Origin of the sequence: Citrobacter sp. C13, assembly GCF_014596815.2 — a bacterium.
GTDB classification, from domain to species: Bacteria; Pseudomonadota; Gammaproteobacteria; order Enterobacterales; family Enterobacteriaceae; genus Citrobacter; species Citrobacter portucalensis.
Map to the genome: position 1 here is coordinate 4,829,504 of NZ_CP115024.1, position 22,153 is coordinate 4,851,656.

General features: G+C 51.7%; 15 protein-coding genes, 3 tRNA genes and 3 rRNA genes. 6 read left to right on the forward strand and 15 right to left on the reverse strand.

Annotated features, from left to right (window positions below; genetic code table 11):
* Entirely contained in the window at positions 1-339 is a 339-nt protein-coding gene (gene maoP / locus IB222_RS23065; RefSeq protein WP_003018025.1) for a macrodomain Ori organization protein MaoP, read from the reverse strand.
* Between the two features lie 106 nt (positions 340-445).
* Between maoP and hdfR the strand changes: the two genes are divergently transcribed.
* Positions 446-1,291: an HTH-type transcriptional regulator HdfR gene (gene hdfR, locus IB222_RS23070; RefSeq protein WP_008787063.1), complete on the forward strand. Its 846-nt coding sequence runs from the start codon at positions 446-448 to the stop codon at positions 1,289-1,291.
* 100 nt (positions 1,292-1,391) lie between these two features.
* Here hdfR and IB222_RS23075 read toward each other — a convergent pair.
* The 6 genes from IB222_RS23075 to IB222_RS23100 all read right to left on the reverse strand — a co-directional run bounded on the left by IB222_RS23075 (position 1,392) and on the right by IB222_RS23100 (position 6,695).
* A tRNA-Trp gene (locus IB222_RS23075) sits at positions 1,392-1,467 on the reverse strand.
* Positions 1,468-1,519: 52 nt separating this feature from the next.
* Positions 1,520-1,596: transfer RNA gene (locus IB222_RS23080), tRNA-Asp, on the reverse strand.
* Positions 1,597-1,651: 55 nt separating this feature from the next.
* Positions 1,652-1,767: ribosomal RNA gene (gene rrf / locus IB222_RS23085) — 5S ribosomal RNA — on the reverse strand.
* Positions 1,768-1,863: 96 nt separating this feature from the next.
* A 23S ribosomal RNA gene (locus IB222_RS23090) occupies positions 1,864-4,771 on the reverse strand.
* 221 nt (positions 4,772-4,992) lie between these two features.
* Positions 4,993-5,068 (reverse strand) — tRNA-Glu (locus tag IB222_RS23095).
* An 85-nt stretch (positions 5,069-5,153) separates the two neighbouring features.
* Positions 5,154-6,695 (reverse strand): 16S ribosomal RNA (locus IB222_RS23100).
* The 16S, 23S and 5S rRNA genes sit together here with 3 tRNA genes alongside, the layout of an rRNA operon.
* Before the next feature lie 481 nt (positions 6,696-7,176).
* Between IB222_RS23100 and IB222_RS23105 the strand changes: the two genes are divergently transcribed.
* Together IB222_RS23105 and mdtD are read left to right on the forward strand one after the other, a co-directional pair.
* Entirely contained in the window at positions 7,177-7,881 is a 705-nt protein-coding gene (locus IB222_RS23105) for a FadR/GntR family transcriptional regulator (RefSeq protein ID WP_003023753.1), read from the forward strand.
* A gap of 1 nt (position 7,882) precedes the next feature.
* Positions 7,883-9,310 carry a multidrug transporter subunit MdtD gene (gene mdtD, locus IB222_RS23110; protein WP_149384347.1) on the forward strand — a complete coding sequence of 476 codons (1,428 nt, stop codon included), beginning with the start codon at positions 7,883-7,885 and terminating at the stop codon, positions 9,308-9,310.
* Here mdtD and rbsR read toward each other — a convergent pair.
* The 7 genes from rbsR to kup all read right to left on the reverse strand — a co-directional run bounded on the left by rbsR (position 9,276) and on the right by kup (position 17,222).
* Positions 9,276-10,268, reverse strand: a complete 993-nt coding sequence (rbsR, locus tag IB222_RS23115) for a ribose operon transcriptional repressor RbsR (protein ID WP_003023757.1) — start codon at positions 10,266-10,268, stop codon at positions 9,276-9,278. The genes mdtD and rbsR overlap by 35 nt on opposite strands.
* 3 nt (positions 10,269-10,271) lie before the next feature.
* A complete protein-coding gene (gene rbsK, locus IB222_RS23120) occupies positions 10,272-11,201 on the reverse strand; it encodes a ribokinase (RefSeq protein ID WP_149384348.1) in 930 nt (309 codons plus the stop codon).
* 141 nt (positions 11,202-11,342) lie between these two features.
* A complete protein-coding gene (rbsB, locus tag IB222_RS23125; RefSeq protein ID WP_003023760.1) occupies positions 11,343-12,233 on the reverse strand; it encodes a ribose ABC transporter substrate-binding protein RbsB in 891 nt (296 codons plus the stop codon).
* 24 nt (positions 12,234-12,257) lie between these two features.
* A complete protein-coding gene (rbsC, locus tag IB222_RS23130) occupies positions 12,258-13,223 on the reverse strand; it encodes a ribose ABC transporter permease (protein ID WP_003826999.1) in 966 nt (321 codons plus the stop codon).
* Between the two features lie 5 nt (positions 13,224-13,228).
* On the reverse strand, positions 13,229-14,734 hold the full coding sequence (gene rbsA / locus IB222_RS23135) for a ribose ABC transporter ATP-binding protein RbsA (protein ID WP_148362642.1): 1,506 nt from the start codon (positions 14,732-14,734) through the stop codon (positions 13,229-13,231).
* 7 nt (positions 14,735-14,741) lie between these two features.
* Positions 14,742-15,161 carry a D-ribose pyranase gene (gene rbsD / locus IB222_RS23140; protein WP_148362643.1) on the reverse strand — a complete coding sequence of 140 codons (420 nt, stop codon included), beginning with the start codon at positions 15,159-15,161 and terminating at the stop codon, positions 14,742-14,744.
* 192 nt (positions 15,162-15,353) lie between these two features.
* Positions 15,354-17,222, reverse strand: coding sequence for a low affinity potassium transporter Kup (kup, locus tag IB222_RS23145; RefSeq protein WP_149384349.1), 1,869 nt, complete (start codon positions 17,220-17,222; stop codon positions 15,354-15,356).
* A gap of 329 nt (positions 17,223-17,551) precedes the next feature.
* Between kup and ravA the strand changes: the two genes are divergently transcribed.
* The gene (ravA, locus tag IB222_RS23150; RefSeq protein ID WP_148362644.1) at positions 17,552-19,048 is read left to right on the forward strand and encodes an ATPase RavA; all 1,497 of its coding nucleotides are present in this window, start codon (positions 17,552-17,554) and stop codon (positions 19,046-19,048) included.
* Complete coding sequence (gene viaA, locus IB222_RS23155) at positions 19,042-20,493, forward strand: ATPase RavA stimulator ViaA (RefSeq protein WP_148362645.1); 1,452 nt, start codon at positions 19,042-19,044, stop codon at positions 20,491-20,493. The genes ravA and viaA overlap by 7 nt, the downstream gene beginning before the upstream one ends.
* A 3-nt stretch (positions 20,494-20,496) precedes the next feature.
* Here the strand turns inward: viaA and asnA are convergent, their stop codons facing one another.
* On the reverse strand, positions 20,497-21,489 hold the full coding sequence (asnA, locus tag IB222_RS23160; RefSeq protein WP_003827009.1) for an aspartate--ammonia ligase: 993 nt from the start codon (positions 21,487-21,489) through the stop codon (positions 20,497-20,499).
* 151 nt (positions 21,490-21,640) lie between these two features.
* On the opposite strand from asnA, the gene asnC reads away from it, so the two are divergent.
* Positions 21,641-22,099 carry a transcriptional regulator AsnC gene (asnC, locus tag IB222_RS23165; RefSeq protein WP_003023780.1) on the forward strand — a complete coding sequence of 153 codons (459 nt, stop codon included), beginning with the start codon at positions 21,641-21,643 and terminating at the stop codon, positions 22,097-22,099.
* Positions 22,100-22,153: the final 54 nt, after the last annotated feature.

Consider the following 22,153-nt stretch of genomic DNA (forward strand, 5'->3'; position numbering starts at 1 on the left):
TTAATCATCAGATTCGGTGTAGTCTTCCGCACCTTCCACCTGAGGTTTCCCGCCAGACAGCGTGTGGAAGCGTTTTGGACGCTTAATGCGCGTCATGTATTTGGACCACACACGTTCAGCTTCGGTAACCGGTTCGCGCTCACCACGGCATACCGCAACAAACAGTTTTTCTTCTTCCGTTACCGGCTCACGCTTGCCCAGATCCAGCTCGTTGAAAGCATAACCGTGACGCTCAAGCAGTTGTGCTTCTTTAATGGTGAAATCACCATGACGGGAGAATCCGCGGGGATAATATTTATTATCGAAATATCGATTAGTCGTCGTAAAGCTTTCCGCCATCCTGCACGCTCCTAATTCTTTGGCCGAGCTATTTATGGCGCGGAGTATTAGTTACGCTTGACAGAGCGTCAAACAAAAGATTTAAATCATAACGACAAATAATTTTATGGAGCGAGTTGTGGATACGGAATTGTTAAAAACTTTCCTGGAAGTTAGCCGGACACGCCACTTTGGCAGGGCTGCTGAAGCGCTCTATCTGACCCAATCAGCGGTTAGTTTTCGGATCAGACAACTGGAAAATCAATTGGGTGTAAACCTGTTCACCCGACACAGAAACAATATCCGTTTAACCGCTGCAGGTGAAAAATTATTACCTTACGCTGAAACGCTGATGAATACGTGGCAAGCAGCACGTAAGGAGGTTGCGAATACCTCGCGGCATAACGAGTTTTCTATTGGTGCCAGCGCATCCCTCTGGGAATGCATGCTTAATGGCTGGCTGGGGCGTTTGTACCAATCCCAGGAGCCACAATCCAGCCTACAATTTGAAGCGAGGATCGCGCAGCGACAGTCGTTAGTAAAACAGCTTCATGAACGACAGCTTGATCTATTGATTACTACCGAAACGCCCAAAATGGACGAATTTAGCAGCCAACTGTTGGGATATTTCACGCTGGCGCTCTATTGCAGTTCTCCTTCACAAACCAAAGATGAACTGAATTATCTGCGTCTGGAATGGGGACCTGACTTTCAGCAACACGAGGCTGGATTGATTGCGGGAGATGAAGTGCCGGTACTTACCACCAGTTCGGCAGAATTAGCCAGGCAGCAACTTTCAGTCCTCAAAGGTTTTAGCTGGCTACCGGTCAGCTGGGCTAAAGGTAAAAGCGATCTCCATACGGTTACCGACAGTACAACGCTTTCACGCCCGTTATATGCAGTTTGGCTGCAAAATAGCGATAAACATGCACTGATTTGCGATCTGCTGAGAACGAATATTCTGGAAGATTAAGGAAAACGCTGGCAAGGATGCCGGGAGTAAAATAGAAAGAAGGAAAAACTCAAATTACAGGTAAAAAAAAATCCTTAGCAATAATGCTAAGGATTGTTTCTGGCAGGGGCGGAGAGACTCGAACTCGCGACACCCGGTTTTGGAGACCGGTGCTCTACCAACTGAGCTACGCCCCTAAATCTTCTTATCATTAAGCCTGCTTAGTAGCAGGCTTAATTTTCTAATAAGTGGCGGAACGGACGGGACTCGAACCCGCGACCCCCTGCGTGACAGGCAGGTATTCTAACCAACTGAACTACCGCTCCACCGAATTTCTTTGTCACCACCCGGATTCTTCATCCCGGTTTACTGCAATTTGATGCCTGGCAGTTCCCTACTCTCGCATGGGGAGACCCCACACTACCATCGGCGCTACGGCGTTTCACTTCTGAGTTCGGCATGGGGTCAGGTGGGACCACCGCGCTACAGCCGCCAGGCAAATTCTGTTTATCAACACGCTTTTGCATGTCGATGTTATCTGTAATCAGGCTGAATATTGTCTCTGTCTTTCGCCAAAACACCTTCGGCGTTGTAAGGTTAAGCCTCACGGTTCATTAGTATCGGTTAGCTCAATGTATCGCTACACTTACACACCCGACCTATCAACGTCATCGTCTTTAACGTTCCTTCAGGACTCTCAAGGAGTCAGGGAGAACTCATCTCGGGGCAAGTTTCGTGCTTAGATGCTTTCAGCACTTATCTCTTCCGCATTTAGCTACCGGGCAATGCCATTGGCATGACAACCCGAACACCAGTGATGCGTCCACTCCGGTCCTCTCGTACTAGGAGCAGCCCCCCTCAATTCTCCAGCGCCCACGGCAGATAGGGACCGAACTGTCTCACGACGTTCTAAACCCAGCTCGCGTACCACTTTAAATGGCGAACAGCCATACCCTTGGGACCTACTTCAGCCCCAGGATGTGATGAGCCGACATCGAGGTGCCAAACACCGCCGTCGATATGAACTCTTGGGCGGTATCAGCCTGTTATCCCCGGAGTACCTTTTATCCGTTGAGCGATGGCCCTTCCATTCAGAACCACCGGATCACTAAGACCTGCTTTCGCACCTGCTCGAGCCGTCACTCTCGCAGTCAAGCTAGCTTATGCCTTTGCACTAACCTCCTGATGTCCGACCAGGATTAGCTAACCTTCGTGCTCCTCCGTTACTCTTTAGGAGGAGACCGCCCCAGTCAAACTACCCACCAGACACTGTCCGCAACCCGGATCACGGGTCTACGTTAGAACACCAGCCATTAAAGGGTGGTATTTCAAGGATGGCTCCATGCAGACTGGCGTCCACACTTCAAAGCCTCCCACCTATCCTACACATCAAGGACCAGTGTTCAGTGTCAAGCTATAGTAAAGGTTCACGGGGTCTTTCCGTCTTGCCGCGGGTACACTGCATCTTCACAGCGAGTTCAATTTCACTGAGTCTCGGGTGGAGACAGCCTGGCCATCATTACGCCATTCGTGCAGGTCGGAACTTACCCGACAAGGAATTTCGCTACCTTAGGACCGTTATAGTTACGGCCGCCGTTTACCGGGGCTTCGATCAAGAGCTTCTCCTTACGGATAACCCCATCAATTAACCTTCCGGCACCGGGCAGGCGTCACACCGTATACGTCCACTTTCGTGTTTGCACAGTGCTGTGTTTTTAATAAACAGTTGCAGCCAGCTGGTATCTTCGACTGATTTCAGCTCCATGGGTAAACCACTTCACCTACATATCAGCGTGCCTTCTCCCGAAGTTACGGCACCATTTTGCCTAGTTCCTTCACCCGAGTTCTCTCAAGCGCCTTGGTATTCTCTACCTGACCACCTGTGTCGGTTTGGGGTACGATTTCGTGTTACCTGATGCTTAGAGGCTTTTCCTGGAAGCAGGGCATTTGTTACTTCAGCACCGTAGTGCCTCGTCATCACACCTCAGCGTTAAAAGAAGTCCGGATTTACCTAAACTTCCCGCCTACATGCTTAAACCGGGACAACCGTCGCCCGGCTAACATAGCCTTCTCCGTCCCCCCTTCGCAGTAACACCAAGTACAGGAATATTAACCTGTTTCCCATCGACTACGCCTTTCGGCCTCGCCTTAGGGGTCGACTCACCCTGCCCCGATTAACGTTGGACAGGAACCCTTGGTCTTCCGGCGTGCGGGTTTTTCACCCGCATTATCGTTACTTATGTCAGCATTCGCACTTCTGATACCTCCAGCATACCTCACAGTACACCTTCAACGGCTTACAGAACGCTCCCCTACCCAACAACACATAGTGTCGCTGCCGCAGCTTCGGTGCATGGTTTAGCCCCGTTACATCTTCCGCGCAGGCCGACTCGACCAGTGAGCTATTACGCTTTCTTTAAATGATGGCTGCTTCTAAGCCAACATCCTGGCTGTCTGTGCCTTCCCACATCGTTTCCCACTTAACCATGACTTTGGGACCTTAGCTGGCGGTCTGGGTTGTTTCCCTCTTCACGACGGACGTTAGCACCCGCCGTGTGTCTCCCGTGATAACATTCTTCGGTATTCGCAGTTTGCATCGGGTTGGTAAGTCGGGATGACCCCCTAGCCGAAACAGTGCTCTACCCCCGAAGATGAATTCACGAGGCGCTACCTAAATAGCTTTCGGGGAGAACCAGCTATCTCCCGGTTTGATTGGCCTTTCACCCCCAGCCACAAGTCATCCGCTAATTTTTCAACATTAGTCGGTTCGGTCCTCCAGTTAGTGTTACCCAACCTTCAACCTGCCCATGGCTAGATCACCGGGTTTCGGGTCTATACCCTGCAACTTAACGCCCAGTTAAGACTCGGTTTCCCTTCGGCTCCCCTATTCGGTTAACCTTGCTACAGAATATAAGTCGCTGACCCATTATACAAAAGGTACGCAGTCACACCCCAAAGGGTGCTCCCACTGCTTGTACGTACACGGTTTCAGGTTCTTTTTCACTCCCCTCGCCGGGGTTCTTTTCGCCTTTCCCTCACGGTACTGGTTCACTATCGGTCAGTCAGGAGTATTTAGCCTTGGAGGATGGTCCCCCCATATTCAGACAGGATACCACGTGTCCCGCCCTACTCTTCGAGTTCACAACACATGCACTTTTGTGTACGGGACTTTCACCCTGTATCGTGCGACTTTCCAGACGCTTCCACTAACACACATGCTGATTCAGACTCTGGGCTGCTCCCCGTTCGCTCGCCGCTACTGGGGGAATCTCGGTTGATTTCTTTTCCTCGGGGTACTTAGATGTTTCAGTTCCCCCGGTTCGCTTCATTACGCTATGTATTCACGTAATGATAGTGTGACGAATCACACTGGGTTTCCCCATTCGGAAATCGCCGGTTATAACGGTTCATATCACCTTACCGACGCTTATCGCAGATTAGCACGTCCTTCATCGCCTCTGACTGCCAGGGCATCCACCGTGTACGCTTAGTCGCTTAACCTCACAACCCGAAGATGTTTCTTTCGATTCATCATCGGTTTGCAAAAATTTGAGAGACTCGAACACACCGCTTTTCATTTCTTATTACGGAGAAATGAAACAGTGTGTCGTTTCAATTTTCAGCTTGATCCAGATTTTTAAAGAGCAAATATCTCAAACGTGACTCGGAAGTCAGTTTTGAGATACTTCGGTCGGCGACTTTCACTCACACATACCAGCAAGTGGCGTCCCCTAGGGGATTCGAACCCCTGTTACCGCCGTGAAAGGGCGGTGTCCTGGGCCTCTAGACGAAGGGGACACTGAAGTCTCAATCGCAAGACGCCTTGCTATTTACTTTTCATCAGACAATCTGTGTGAGCACTACAAAGAACGTTTCTTTAAGGTAAGGAGGTGATCCAACCGCAGGTTCCCCTACGGTTACCTTGTTACGACTTCACCCCAGTCATGAATCACAAAGTGGTAAGCGCCCTCCCGAAGGTTAAGCTACCTACTTCTTTTGCAACCCACTCCCATGGTGTGACGGGCGGTGTGTACAAGGCCCGGGAACGTATTCACCGTGGCATTCTGATCCACGATTACTAGCGATTCCGACTTCATGGAGTCGAGTTGCAGACTCCAATCCGGACTACGACATACTTTATGAGGTCCGCTTGCTCTCGCGAGGTCGCTTCTCTTTGTATATGCCATTGTAGCACGTGTGTAGCCCTACTCGTAAGGGCCATGATGACTTGACGTCATCCCCACCTTCCTCCAGTTTATCACTGGCAGTCTCCTTTGAGTTCCCGGCCGAACCGCTGGCAACAAAGGATAAGGGTTGCGCTCGTTGCGGGACTTAACCCAACATTTCACAACACGAGCTGACGACAGCCATGCAGCACCTGTCTCAGAGTTCCCGAAGGCACCAAAGCATCTCTGCTAAGTTCTCTGGATGTCAAGAGTAGGTAAGGTTCTTCGCGTTGCATCGAATTAAACCACATGCTCCACCGCTTGTGCGGGCCCCCGTCAATTCATTTGAGTTTTAACCTTGCGGCCGTACTCCCCAGGCGGTCGACTTAACGCGTTAGCTCCGGAAGCCACGCCTCAAGGGCACAACCTCCAAGTCGACATCGTTTACGGCGTGGACTACCAGGGTATCTAATCCTGTTTGCTCCCCACGCTTTCGCACCTGAGCGTCAGTCTTTGTCCAGGGGGCCGCCTTCGCCACCGGTATTCCTCCAGATCTCTACGCATTTCACCGCTACACCTGGAATTCTACCCCCCTCTACAAGACTCTAGCCTGCCAGTTTCGGATGCAGTTCCCAGGTTGAGCCCGGGGATTTCACATCCGACTTGACAGACCGCCTGCGTGCGCTTTACGCCCAGTAATTCCGATTAACGCTTGCACCCTCCGTATTACCGCGGCTGCTGGCACGGAGTTAGCCGGTGCTTCTTCTGCGAGTAACGTCAATTGCTGCGGTTATTAACCACAACACCTTCCTCCTCGCTGAAAGTACTTTACAACCCGAAGGCCTTCTTCATACACGCGGCATGGCTGCATCAGGCTTGCGCCCATTGTGCAATATTCCCCACTGCTGCCTCCCGTAGGAGTCTGGACCGTGTCTCAGTTCCAGTGTGGCTGGTCATCCTCTCAGACCAGCTAGGGATCGTCGCCTAGGTGAGCCGTTACCCCACCTACTAGCTAATCCCATCTGGGCACATCCGATGGCAAGAGGCCCGAAGGTCCCCCTCTTTGGTCTTGCGACGTTATGCGGTATTAGCTACCGTTTCCAGTAGTTATCCCCCTCCATCGGGCAGTTTCCCAGACATTACTCACCCGTCCGCCACTCGTCACCCAAGGAGCAAGCTCCTCTGTGCTACCGTTCGACTTGCATGTGTTAGGCCTGCCGCCAGCGTTCAATCTGAGCCATGATCAAACTCTTCAATTTAAAAGTTTGATGCTCAATGAATTAAACTTCGTAATGAATTACGTGTTCACTCGTTGAGACTTGGTATTCATTTTTCGTCTTGCGACGTTAAGAATCCGTATCTTCGAGTGCCCACACAGATTGTCTGATAAATTGTTAAAGAGCAGTGCCGCTTCGCTTTTTCTCAGCGGCGCGGGGTGTGCATATTACGCCATCCCGCTACGAAGTCAAGCATTTAATTTCGCTTTCTTCGTCGGAATTCTCAGTGGAACCCCGCTGACCCGGCGGCTTGTAATCCGTTGTTCCGTGTCAGTGGAGGCGCATTATAGGGAGTTATTTCAGACTGACAAGGGGAAATTTAAAATAACTTTCCGAGTGCGTATTTTTTCACCAAAACAACCATTAACATGCCATAAAATAAGCAAATTGCCGTTTTTGCAGCCGCAATCACACTTCCAGGTGGCATACTAATGAATAAGAAAAAGAGTAAGGAAGAACATTCATGCCGTTAAATGCCCAACAGCTAGCCGCACAGAAAAACTTGTCCTACGTTCTGGCCGAAAAGCTGGCTCAGCGAATATTAAAAGGTGAATACGCGCCGGGTGCGATATTGCCTGGCGAAATAGAGCTGGGCGATCAGTTTGGCGTGAGTCGCACCGCGGTAAGAGAAGCAGTAAAAACATTAACGGCAAAAGGTATGGTATTACCGCGCCCACGTATTGGTACACGCGTCATGCCGCAAGCAAACTGGAACTTCCTTGACCAGGAGCTGCTCACCTGGTGGATGACAGAAGATAATTTCCCACAGGTCATTAAACATTTTCTGGTGATGCGTATCAGCCTGGAGCCTCAGGCGTGCTTACTGGCAGCGACCATAGGTACGGCTGAACAGAAAGCGCACCTCAACACGCTGATGGAAGAGATGGTCGAGCTGAAAAGAAACTTCAGACGCGAACGCTGGATTGAGGTTGATATCGCCTGGCATGAGCACATCTATGAAATGAGTGCGAATCCGTTCCTTATTTCCTTTGCATCTCTGTTCCATTCGGTTTACCAGACCTACTTTACCTCTATTACCTATAACGATGTGGTGAAACTGGATTTGCACCAGGCCATTGTCGACGCAATAGATGATAACGATGGCGATCGCGCCTTTGCTGCCTGTCAGGCATTGCTGATAGCACCGAACGTGCTACCGGATAAATAATATGTCAGAAAAGAAATCACGCAGTATGGCCGGGCTACCGTGGATAGCAGCCATGGCCTTTTTTATGCAGGCATTAGACGCCACGATCCTCAATACCGCCCTACCCGCAATAGCACATAGTCTTAACCGCTCTCCACTCGCCATGCAGTCGGCTATTATCAGCTATACCCTGACTGTCGCGATGCTGATCCCGGTAAGTGGTTGGCTGGCAGACCGATTTGGTACCCGACGCGTCTTTATGATTGCCGTTAGCCTGTTTACATTGGGATCGCTGGCCTGTGCGCTGTCCAGTTCCCTAAGCGAACTGGTGATTTTCCGTGTCATTCAGGGAATCGGTGGCGCCATGATGATGCCCGTTGCCCGTCTGGCGTTATTGCGTGCTTACCCCCGCAGCGAACTGCTTCCCGTGCTTAACTTCGTCACCATGCCAGGACTTGTGGGGCCGATTTTAGGTCCGGTATTGGGCGGTGTACTGGTTACATGGGCCAGTTGGCACTGGATCTTCCTGATTAATATTCCAATTGGCATTGCCGGTATCTTCTATGCCCGCAAATATATGCCGAACTTCACCACGCCACGCCGCAGTTTTGATATGACCGGTTTCTTTCTGTTTGGTTTGAGCCTGGTGTTGTTTTCCAGCGGCGTTGAATTGTTCGGTGAGAAGCTTGTCGAGACCTGGGTCGCACTCGGTATTATTCTTGCCAGTGTGTGGTTACTACTCTCCTATATTCGCCATGCGCGTCGCCACCCAACGCCGCTGATATCGCTTCCGATATTTAAGACTCGGACCTTTTCTGTTGGGATCGCCGGAAACCTCGCCACTCGCCTGGGCACAGGCTGCGTGCCCTTCTTAATGCCGCTGATGTTGCAGGTAGGATTTGGATATCCGGCTCTGATAGCCGGCTGCATGATGGCGCCAACAGCGTTAGGTTCAATTCTGGCAAAATCCATGGTGACGCAGGTTCTGCGCAAACTCGGCTACAGGACCACATTGGTGGGTGTTACGGTATTTATCGGCCTGATGATTGCGCAGTTCGCTTTGCAATCTCCTGCCATGCCGGTCTGGATGCTAATCCTGCCGTTGTTCATTTTAGGTATGGCGATGTCCACCCAGTTTACTTCAATGAATACCATCACTCTGGCGGATCTGACCGATGAAAACGCCAGCAGCGGCAACAGTGTATTGGCTGTGACTCAGCAGTTATCAATCAGTTTAGGGGTTGCCATCAGCGCCGCCGTTCTACGTATCTATGAAGGTATGGAAGGAACCAATACGGTTGAGCAGTTCCACTACACCTTTATAACGATGGGCGCTATCACGGTAATATCCGCGCTGATGTTTATGCTGCTAAAAGCCAAAGATGGACGTAACCTGATCAAAGATCGGCACAAACCTAAACCGACCCCCGCTCCATCAAAACAGGGGTAAGCTGTAAACGCTGTTGCTGTAATGCGGGCTGCGCCATCCGGTGAATTAATACATCGATGGCCAGTTCGCCCAATTCATCTTTTGGTTGGTGGATGGTCGTCAGGGGCGGCGTCATATAGCGCGCCAGCTCGATATCATCGTAACCCACCACAGCCATATCCTGCGGAATGCGCAATCCTGACTGGTACAGAGCCTGATACGCGCCGACTGCCATTGCATCATTGCCGGTAAAAACGGCCTGCGGTCGCTGTTTATGCGACAGCAACGTTTGCATAGCTTCAAAGCCGCCGCCGAACTCAAAGTCACCGGTAATCTCGTAGCCTTCCGGAACAGGCAAGCCCGCCCGCTTCATTGCCGCCCGATATCCTTCCAGACGCAAACGCGCCGGGGTTTTATCCAGCGGCCCGGTGATGCAGGCAATGCGCGTAAAACCTTTTTCGATAAGATGTTGCGTGGCTAAATCCCCGCCCAGCAAGGAGTTATCCTGAATCAGATCGCTTTCACCATCAAAGGGCGACCAGTCCATCATCACGGTCGGTATAGAAGGATAACGCTGCATTATCTCTCTGGAAGGCTGATGTGTTTCGGTGCAGAGCAGCAACAAGCCGTCCACACGTTTTTGCATCAGAGTTTCCAGATTACGGTTCATGCGCTGTTCATCGCCTTCGGTATTGCACAGCACCAGACTGTAGCCGCGCTCAAAACAGCTACGTTCAACGCCGCGCACTAGTTCAGAATAGAAGGGATTGGTACTGGCAGTGATTAACATGCCAATCGTGCGGGTCTGGTTTAACTTGAGGCTACGCGCCAGCGCTGAGGGCGCGTAGTTCAGCGCTTTAATTGCAGCTTCTACTTTGTCAGTGACGGACTCACTGACAAAGCGATCTTTATTAATGACGTGAGAAACCGTCGACGTGGAAACACCCGCCAGGCGGGCGACGTCCTTCATTGTAGCCAAGCGTTACCTCTGTTGACTTAAAAACGCTTCTATTTCTTCGCGCCACGGAACGGAAGGCTGTGCGCCTTTACGGGTAACCGCTATCGCCGCTGCGGCATGCGCAAAACGGATCGCTTCAGGCAGCGGAGTCTCTTCCAGCAACGCTGTAATTAACGCGCCATTAAAGGTGTCTCCAGCGGCAATAGTATCAACGGCTTCCACTTTAAAACCGGGCACACGCTGACCTTCGCCATTAACGCTGGCCCACACACCGCGACTACCTAAAGTAATCAGTACAGTATGGATACCTTTAGCGTGCAATGCCTGCGCCGCTTTGGCCGCGTCTTCATCATTTTCGACCCGGATCCCCGTCAGCTTTTCAGCCTCGGTTTCATTCGGGGTAATAATATCCACCAGCGCCAGCAGTTCATCAGAAAGTTCACGTGCCGGTGCCGGGTTCAGGGCGACCATGGTCTTATTTTGATGTGCAATCTTTGCTGCAGTCAGTACGCTTTCGATCGGCGATTCTAACTGCATAAGTAAGGCGGACGCCTGAGCAATACGCTCATGCTGCGCTTCCACCAGCGCTGGCGAAAGAGCTGCGTTCGCTCCAGCATGAATGCCGATAACGTTCTCACCTTCACCATTCACAAAAATCAACGCCACACCGGTCGATTCCCCCGAAATTACGCTAATCGGCGCAATATCGATGTTGTCTTTGGCTAACTGTTTACGCACACTTTCGCCAATATCATCATCGCCCGTACAGGCAATGAATGCGATATTCGCGCCACTACGACCCGCAGCAACAGCCTGATTCGCGCCTTTACCGCCAAATGCGACCTGATAATGGCTACCGGTTACGGTTTCACCAGGTGTCGGGAAAGAGTTAAGGTTAAGGATGTGATCGGCATTGATACTGCCAAGAACAATGAGGTTGCCTGCGGTTTTCATATTTGGTGTTCCAAGTCAAAGTGCGCCACCGGGTTAGGGTGGCGCGTGCCCTGCTTTTCTTTTTACGCTTTCATCCCCAAAACCAGATACGGGGATGGCGTATTTATGTCTCCATCAGGCCGCGAGCGACCTGAATCGGTATTACTGCTTGATGACCAGCTTCAGGTCAACCGGATATTTAGCCTGAACCTTCTCGCCTTTCAGGACTTTATCCGCAGTCTCAACGCCTTTCGCGCCGATCTGATCCGGCAACTGAGCAATAGTCGCAGCCAGTTTGCCATCATTTACTGCTTTTTCGCCATCTGGAGTGCCGTCAAATCCAACCACCATCACATCAGATTTACCTGCGGTTTGCAGTGCGCGCAGCGCACCCAGCGCCATTTCATCGTTCTGGGCAAATACGGCCTGCACATCAGGATGCGCGGTCAGCAGGTTCTGCATGACGTTCAAACCTTTAGTGCGGTCGAAGTCTGCCGGCTGGCTGGCCAGTACGTTAAATTTGTGTGCCGCAACAGCCTGCTGGAAACCTTCGCCACGCTCACGCGCCGCTGAAGTTCCGGCAATCCCCTGCAGTTCGATAACTTTCGCGCCTTCACCGGCTTTCTTCGCGATGTAATCACCCGCGATTTTTCCGCCCAGTACGTTATCAGACGCAATGTGGCTTACCACTTCGCCTTTGGAGGCAACACGGTCAAGGGTAATAACCGGAATTTTTGCCTGGTTAGCCATCTTCACAGCATTACCAACGGCATCAGAGTCGGTCGGGTTGATCAGCAGAATTTTTGTTCCACGAACCGTTAAGTCCTGAACGTTAGCCAGCTCTTTCGCCGGGTTGTTCTGCGAGTCCAGAATCACCAGGTTGTAACCCAGCTTATCCGCCTCTTTTTGCGCCCCATCCTTCAGAGAAACAAAGAACGGGTTGTTGAGGGTGGAGACCACCAGCGCAATGGTATCTTTCGCCATCGCATTAGCGCTCACGGTGGCGCTCAGCGCAACAGCAGAAACCAGGGTAGCCAGTTTTTTCATGTTCATATTTAAGATGTCCTGTAATCGTTGTTACTGCTTTTTGTTGTCTACCAGTACCGCCAGCAAAATCACCACCGCTTTGACGATCATCTGGTAATAGGAGGATACACCTAACAAATTCAAACCATTATTGAGGAAACCAAGAATCAATGCGCCGATCAGCGTCCCAACAATACGTCCTTTACCACCCGCCAGGCTGGTACCGCCTAACACCACCGCAGCGATAGCATCCAGCTCATAGCCAGTACCTGCCGTCGGTTGCGCAGAGGAGAGGCGCGCTACTTCAATGATGCCCGCCAGCGATGCCAGCAGACCGCACAGTGAGTAAACGATAATTTTGATTTTACTGACGCTGATACCAGACAAACGCGTTGCCGCTTCGTTACCGCCCAGCGCATAGATATAACGACCCAGACGAGTGTGGTGCAGCATGTACCACGCCGCGAGGAAAACAATTCCCATGATCCACACCGGCGTAGGAATCCCCAACGGACGACCAATACCAAACCAGCCAAACAGATCGGCATTGTCAGTAAACCCGGTATTAACCGGACTGCCGTTGGTGTACACCATGGTCACGCCGCGCAGCAGCAGCATCATCACCAGCGTTGCAATAAACGCCTGCACCCGGCCTTTCGCAACAATCACCCCGGTGACTGCGCCAATGGCAGCGCCGAGCGCCAGGGCTGCAGCAACAGCCACCAGCGCATTGACCTCAATCCCTACAATTGAAGCCGCAACCGCGCCGGTAAGCGCCAGCAAGGAACCGACGGACAGATCGATACCTGACGTCAGGATAACCAGCGTCATGCCAACGGCCATGATAGCGTTCACCGACGTTTGCTGGAGAATGTTGAAAAGGTTATTAACGGTAAAAAAGTTAGGGCTCATGGTGGAAACAATCGCGATCAGCACTAACAGAGCGATGAGCGACTTTTGCTCCAGAAGCCATGCTTTAGTGAAATAACGGCGACCAGAAACAGCCTGGGTAGTCATCTTTTTTACTCCTGATTCACGCGATTAAGCTTGCCCACAGCGGCAGCCATTAATACTTCCTGAGTGGCCTGCTCGCGAGTGAACTCACCGCCGAGATGCCCTTCATGCATAACGATAATTCGATCGCTCATGCCCAATACTTCTGGCATCTCAGAGGAGACCAGAATGATGCTCAGCCCATCAGCCTTAAACTGGTTGATAAGCTGATAGATTTCTTTCTTGGCCCCAACGTCAACGCCGCGCGTTGGTTCATCAAGGATCAGCACTTTTGGCCGCGTCATCAGACCGCGCGCAATCGCCACTTTCTGCTGGTTACCACCGGACAGCAGGCCGATAGCTTGTTCCATCGATGGTGTTTTAACATTGAACAGACGAATAAAATCACCCACCGCCTGCTGCTCATCTTTATGTTTCAGGCTTCCACCCGCGCGGCTGAAATAACGCAGTGCGGTCAGTGACATGTTCTCTTTCACCGACATGCCCAGCACTAAACCATCGCGTTTACGGTCTTCAGAAATATAGACGATGCCGTTAGCCAACCCATCCTGCGGCGAACGGGTAACCACTTCATGGCCATCAAGCGTGACGTAACCGCTGGTGCGCGGCAATGCGCCGTACAACACTTTCATCAGCTCGGTACGTCCGGCCCCCATTAGTCCGGATACACCAAGGATCTCGCCTTTACGCAGCGTGAACGAAACATTGTCTACGCCAGGGCCACACAGGTTATCGACCTTCAGGCGAATATCACCTGGCGCTTTTTCCAGGCGCGGGTACTGATCTTCCAGCTTACGTCCCACCATCATTTCAATCAGCGAGTCTTCGGTTAGCGAGGCGACTTCACGCTCGGCAATAAACTGCCCGTCACGGAAGACGGTTACGTCGTCGCAAATCTCGAAGATCTCTTTCATACGGTGAGAAATATAGACAATGCCGCGTCCCTGGGATTTCAGTTCGCGGATGACGCGGAACAGGGATTCGGTTTCGGTATCGGTGAGGGCATCCGTCGGTTCATCCATAATGATGACTTTCGATTCAAAGCTCAGCACTTTGGCAATTTCGACCATCTGCTGATCGCCAATCGATAGCTCACCAACCAGTCTGTCGCTTTTAAAGCGCAGATTCAGTTTGGCGAGCAGCAGATCGGCTTCGGCGTACATCTTCTTCCAGTCAATTTTGCCAAAGCGATTCACAAACTCACGACCGAGAAAAATGTTCTCAGCGATGGTGAGTTGCGGGATCAGGTTCAGCTCCTGGTGGATGATGCCGATTCCAGCTTCCTGGGAGGATTTAGGGCCATTAAAGGTGGTTTCTTTCCCCAGCCACAATAAAGAACCGGCATCACGGGTATAGATCCCGGTCAGCACTTTCATCATGGTGGATTTGCCCGCGCCGTTTTCGCCCACCAGCGCCATTACGCGGCCTGGATAGACATTCAGCGCGGCGCCGGACAGCGCTTTTACGCCCGGGAACGCTTTATCGATCCCTTTAAGTTGCAGTAATGCGTTCATGATGGCCTCAGAACGTGACGCCAGCACAGAGAATGATATTCGCATACGGAGAACATTCTCCGCTGCGAATTACCGCCTGACTGTCTGCGGTTTGTTTTTTGAATTGTTCATGCGTGGTGTAACGAATTTCTATGGTGTTTCCCTGGTGTTGTTGCAGTTGCTCAATGTGGCTGAGCAACGTTTCGTGGAGTTGCGGATTATGTTGTTTAATTTCCGACGCGAGAATGGCCGCCTCGACCTGCATTTCACGTGTGACCACATCCAGTACCTGCATAAAAGAAGGTATGCCCTGGGTTAATGCCATATCAATACGCGTTGTGCTGTTCGGGATGGGTAAACCTGCATCACACACCACCAGCGTATCGGTATGCCCCAGACGGGAGATCACCGTTGAAATTTCAGAGTTGAGTACCGTGCCTTTCTTCATTTTCTTTCCCCACTAGCGAAACGTTTCGCTGGAGATAAGTGTATTGCGAAGAGTGGACAGAAAACCACCGCGACGTTACGAAAATGTGATCGCCATCGAAACGTTTCGCAAGGATTATCATTCGATGAAATGAAAACTGAGAGGGGCAAAACAAAACGCCCCCTTTCGCGATGAAAGAGGGCGTCGATGAGATTAAATCTCTACCTGAGTACCAAGCTCAATAACCCGGTTCGGTGGGATTTCAAACTGGTCCGGCGCGCGCAGCGCGTTGCGCTGTAGCAGCAGATACAGCTTGCCGCGCAGACGCAGGTACCATGGCCGCTTGCCAACAATCAACGACTCATGCGACATGAAGAAGGACGTTTCCATCATCCGACAGCTTAAGCCTTCCAGACCGCAGCGATGGAACACTTCCTCCACGTTCGGCGTTTCGCGCCAACCGTAGCTGGCCACCACGCGCCAGAAGGTGGGCGATAACTGCTCAATCTGCACTCTACGCACGTTGTGAACATAGGGCGCATCTTCCGTGCGCAGCGTCAGCAGAATAACGCGCTCATGCAGCACCTTGTTATGCTTGAGGTTATGCAGAAGTGCAAACGGGATGACGTTCAGTGCGCGGGACATATACACCGCCGTTCCCGGCACGCGTACCGGTGGCGATTTCTCCAGAGAAGCAATCATCGCCTCCAGAGAGTTACCGTGCTCATGCATGCGACGCAGCAGACGGAAGCGTTCGCTTTTCCAGGTGGTCATGATGGTGAACATCACCAGACCCAGCGTCAGAGGCAGCCAACCGCCGGAAATAAGCTTATCGAGGTTCGCGGAGAACAGCGGAACATCGACACACAAGAACGCCGCCAGGATCAGGAAGACGAAGTATTTATTCCAGTGCCAGTTTTTGCGCGCCACGGTGGTCGACAGAATTGAAGTCAGTACCATCGTCCCCGTTACCGCAATCCCATACGCCGCAGCAAGATTACTGGAGTGTTCAAAGCTCACTATCACGATAACTACCGCAAAATAGAGCATCCAGTTAACGAAAGGAATGTAAATCTGGCCCGATTCCATTTCCGAGGTATGGATGATACGCATCGGCGATAAATACCCCAGACGTACGGCCTGACGCGTCAGCGAGAAGACGCCGGAGATAACCGCCTGAGAGGCGATGACCGTTGCCAGCGCGGCGAGGATCAACAATGGAATTAATGCCCAGTCCGGCGCCAGCAGGAAAAACGGGTTTTTGATTGCTTCAGGATGCTTTAACAGCAACGCGCCCTGCCCAAAATAGTTCAGCACCAGTGAAGGCAATACCACGGAGAACCATGCCAGACGAATCGGCAATTTACCGAAGTGGCCCATATCCGCATACAGCGCTTCAACACCGGTAATCGACAGCACCACCGCACCCAGCGCGATAAAGGACAGCGTTTTGAATTCGAGGAAGAAATGCACCGCCCAATACGGATTGAGCGCCTGCAGCACTTCCGGATTGCCAATAATACTGCGCACACCTAATACCGCGAGCGTCAGGAACCATAGTAGCATAATCGGCGCAAACAGCTTACCGACCATGCCGGTACCGTGTTTTTGAATCAAAAACAGCAGGGTCAGCACAATTATTGAGAGCGGAACAATCCAGGTATCCAGTTGCGGGGCAACTATCTCCAGACCTTCAATTGCAGACATCACCGAAATGGCTGGCGTAATCACCACTTCACCATAGAAGAAGCTGCCGCCTATCAATCCCATAATGACCAGCATGGAGGTTGTTCGCGCCGAGGTATTGCGCCCGGCCAATGACATCAGCGTCAGGATCCCGCCTTCTCCGGCGTTATCTGCGCGCATGACAAACGTCAGGTATTTAATGGAGACAACAAAGATCAGCAGCCAGAAAATCAGCGAGAGAAAACCAAATACGGCATCACGTTCAACGCCAAAACCAAACTGGCCGGACAAACATTCACGAAGCGTATAAAGTGGGCTGGTACCAATATCACCGTAGACAACCCCAATGGCCGCAAGGGTAATCGCAGACAATGATTGTTTATTATCAGTGCTCATAGACTCGTCTTTCGTTTATACACATCATCTTTCAAGCCACTCCGTGTGGGCTGCATTCGTTATTCCCCCCATCCCAGAAGAAAACTCCATTGCCGCCTTGGTGCAGCTTGATTGATTTGGTGTATATATAAGAAATGTGTGCGTCGTCCCTTGGCCCACAAAAAGGCGCACAGTATGCACGATTAATCACAAAATCGTACCCCTAAATGAGACCAGATTAATCTGGCTCAAAGAAAAATAAGCGCACCTTCAGTCTATTACTGCAATGGTGTGAAGCATCTATACTCGCAGTTTATGCAGTACATTTGGCGAAAGGACGCCACTTCATTATGGCTCACCCACATTTATTAGCGGAAAGAATTTCCCGTCTGAGCAATGCGCTGGAAAAGGGACTTTATGAACGTAGCCACGCCATTCGTCTGTGTCTGCTGGCAGCACTCAGCGGCGAGAGCGTTTTCTTATTAGGCCCCCCGGGGATCGCAAAAAGCTTAATTGCCCGCCGACTGAAGTTTGCCTTCCAAAACGCACGCGCTTTTGAATACCTGATGACGCGCTTCTCTACGCCCGAAGAGGTGTTTGGTCCGCTGTCCATTCAGGCGTTAAAAGACGAAGGTCGCTATGAACGCTTAACGGCGGGCTATCTTCCTGAAGCTGAAATCGTTTTTCTCGATGAAATCTGGAAAGCAGGCCCGGCAATTCTTAACACCCTGTTGACCGCCATTAACGAACGTCATTTCCGTAACGGCGCGTATGAAGAAAAAATTCCGATGCGTCTGCTGGTGGCTGCTTCCAACGAACTGCCTGAAGCCGACAGCAGCCTGGAAGCGCTGTACGACCGTATGCTGATTCGTCTGTGGCTGGATAAAGTTCAGGACAAGGCCAATTTCCGCTCCATGCTGTTAAGTCAGCAGGATGAAAGCGACAATCCGGTCCCGGCATCATTGCAGGTGACGGATGAAGAGTATCACCAGTGGCAAAAAGACATTAGTGCGATCAAGCTTCCCGATCGCGTGTTTGAGCTCATTTTCACGCTGCGCCAGCAGTTAGACGTGTTACCGAATGCTCCTTATGTGTCCGATCGTCGCTGGAAAAAAGCGATCCGCTTACTCCAGGCCAGTGCTTTCTTTAGCGGACGCGATGCGGTAGTACCTATCGACCTGATCCTGCTGAAAGATTGCCTGTGGTACGACGCGCAAAGCCTTAATCTGATGCAACAGCAGCTTGAAATATTGATGACCGGACACGCCTGGCAACAGCAAGCCATGCTGACGCGCCTGGGCAGCATTGTGCAGCGCCGCATTCAGCTCCAGCAGCAGCAAAGCGACAAAACGGCGTTCACGGTGATCCGCCAGGGCGGAATGTTCAGCCGTCGTCCTCATTATGATTTACCGCCAGAAGCCTCGTCTTCTGTCGTGACATTACTGCTGCAAAAGCCTTTAAAACTGCATGATATGGAGGTTATCCATATAGCTTTCGAACGTGGCGCACTGGAACTGTGGCTAACAAAAGGCGGTGAGATCCGCGGAAAACTAAACGGAATAGGCTTTGCCCAAACGCTGAATATGGAAGTCGATAGCGCACAGCATCTGGTTGTGCGCGATGTCAGTTTACAAGGTTCTCGCCTGGCGCTGCCGGGTGCTTCGCAAGAGAGTATGCCCGCAGAGATAAAACAGGAGCTTGAGGCGCTCGATAACGAGTGGCATCAGCAGCACAGCGCATTCAGCGAACAGCAAAAATGCCTGTTTATTCATAGCGACTGGTTAGGCCGCATTGAGGCCAGCCTGCAGGATGTCGGGGCGCAAATCCGCCAGGCACAACAATGCTGACCCTTGATACGCTCAACATCATGCTGGCAGTCAGCGAAGAGGCGATGATCGAAGAGATGATCGTCGCCCTGCTGGCTTCCCCAAAGATGGTGGTATTTTTTAAAAAATTTCCTCGCCTTAAAAAAGCGATCACTGACGACATTCCCCGCTGGCGTGAATCATTGCGTAGCCGCCTCAAAGATACCCATGTACCGCCGGAGCTGATGGAGGAGGTTATGTGCTATCAACAAAGCCAGCTCCTCTCTCATGCGCAGTTTATCGTCCAGTTACCGCAAATAGTGTCGCTATTACACCGCCTTCATTCGCCCTGGGCCGGGCAAGCGCAGCAACTGGTCAATGACAACAGCTCCTTTACGCCCGCCCTACATACGCTTTTTCTCCAGCGCTGGCGCCTGAGCCTGGTGGTGCAAACCACAACGCTGAATCAGCAACTGCTGGAAGAAGAGCGCGAGCATTTGCTCAGTGAAGTACAAGAACGGATGACCCTCAGCGGGCAACTGGAACCTGTACTGGCAGAAAATGACAACGCAGCAGGCCGGTTGTGGGACATGAGCGCGGGCCAAATCAAGCGCGGTGATTATCAGTTGATGGTGAAATACGGCGAATTTCTGACGCAACAACCCGAACTCCAGCGCCTGGCCGAACAGTTAGGTCGTTCCAGAGAGGCGAAATCCGTGCCGCGTAAAGATGCGCCAATGGAAACCTTCCGTACGCTGGTGCGCGAACCTGCAACCGTCCCGGAGCAGGTGGATGGCATCCAGCAAAGTGACGATATCCTGCGCCTGCTACCGCCAGAGCTGGCCACGCTGGGCATTACCGAACTGGAATACGAGTTCTACCGACGGCTGGTGGAAAAGCAACTGCTCACCTACCGCCTGCACGGCGAAGCATGGCGTGAGAAAGTAACGGAACGTCCGGTGGTGCATCAGGATTTTGACGAGCAGCCGCGCGGGCCTTTTATCGTCTGCGTTGATACCTCGGGATCGATGGGCGGATTTAATGAGCAGTGTGCGAAAGCCTTTTGCCTGGCGCTAATGCGCGTTGCCCTTGCCGATAACCGGCGCTGTTTCATTATGCTGTTTTCAACAGAAGTGGTGCGCTATGAGCTTTCCGGTCCGGAGGGCATCGAGCAGGCGATCCGCTTTTTAAGTCAGCGCTTTCGTGGCGGCACTGATATTGCCAGCTGTTTTCGCGCCATTATTGAACGCATGCAGGGTCGGGAATGGTTTGATGCCGATGCGGTGGTTATCTCAGATTTTATCGCTCAGCGATTGCCCGATGAAGTAGTCAGCAAAGTGGGAGAATTACAGCGGGTGCACCAGCACCGTTTTCATGCGGTAGCGATGTCAGCACATGGCAAACCCGGCATCATGCGCATTTTCGATCATATCTGGCGCTTTGATACCGGGATGCGAAGCCGCCTGCTCAGACGCTGGCGGCGTTAATTGTTACAGCAGAGAAGCGACGCTTTCACGAACCTGGGCCGGCCATACGCCACACTGAACCTGACCAATGTGCGGTAATTGCAGCAACAGCATGGTCAGACGCGACTGCCCAATGCCGCCACCAATTGTCTGCGGCATTTCACCGCGCAGCAGCGCCTGGTGCCACTCCAGACTCAGGCGATCTTCATCACCGGTCAGAGACAGCTGGTGTTTCAGGGCGTCAGCATCCACACGGATCCCCATAGAAGACAGCTCAAACGCATCTTCCAGAACCGGGTTCCAGACCAGAATATCACCGTTCAGACCGGCATGACCCAGCTCGGACGCTGAACTCCAGTCATCATAATCCGGCGCACGTACGTCATGACGGTGACCGTCACTGAGCTTGCCGCCGATCCCCACCAGGAATACCGCACCCAGCTCTTTAGCGATCGCACGTTCACGACCTTTTGCATCAAGATCCGGATAACGAGATAACAGCTCCTGGCTATGAACAAAGTGGATCTGCTCTGGCAGGAACGGTGCCAGACCAAACTCTTTGCTAACCGCAGCTTCGGTGGCCTTAATTCCCGCCCAGATAGCCTCTACCGTGCTTTTCAGAGTGGAGAATTGACGCTCACCGTCGCCCATCACGCGCTCCCAGTCCCACTGGTCAACGTACACTGAGTGCAGCGGGGAGAGGCGATCTTCATCGGGACGCAGGGCTTTCATGTGCGTGTACAGCCCCTCGCCTGCGCTAAAGTCGTGTTGTCCTAACGTTTGACGCTTCCACTTCGCCAGTGAATGAACCACTTCGAATTGAGCGTCTGGCAATGCTTTAACCTTCACCTGCACCGCTTTTTCACAGCCTGACAAGTTATCCTGCGTGCCATCTCCAACGCGGCTGAGGATCGGCGCCTGAACTTCGATCAGGCCTAAACGCTCTTCCAGCTGGCGAGAAAAATGAGATTTTACGAAGCTAATTTGACGTTGTTTGGCAATGTAAGCGGTTTTCATTATGTGTACTCCTGTGTCCTGTTGCCTATGATTAAGCAACAGAATGGAGGTAATATTCAATAATCAACAAACAAAAAGCCGACTTCGATTTTGATTCGTTAAAAATCACGTCTAAAATAGAGGGAATCATTAATCTACATAAGAAAAACCTATGGAAAATTATCAGATCGACAATCTGGACCGCGGCATTCTTGACGCCTTAATGGAAAATGCTCGTACCGCCTACGCAGAATTAGCCAAACAGTTCGGCGTCAGCCCAGGAACAATTCACGTTCGCGTAGAAAAGATGAAGCAGGCGGGGATTATTACCGGCGCGCGGATTGATGTCAGTCCCAAACAATTGGGTTATGACGTCGGCTGCTTTATCGGCATCATCCTGAAAAGTGCGAAAGACTATCCGTCAGCGCTGGCCAGACTGGAAAGCCTCGATGAAGTGACCGAAGCGTATTACACCACCGGGCACTACAGCATCTTTATTAAGGTGATGTGCAAGTCGATCGACGCATTGCAGCAGGTACTTATCAACAAGATCCAAACAATTGACGAAATTCAGTCCACTGAAACCCTGATCGTCCTGCAAAACCCGATCATGCGTACCATCAAGCCATGATCGGTTTTTTTAATCCCCTATTTTTCCACAGGTAGATCCCAGCTCGCTCACAGC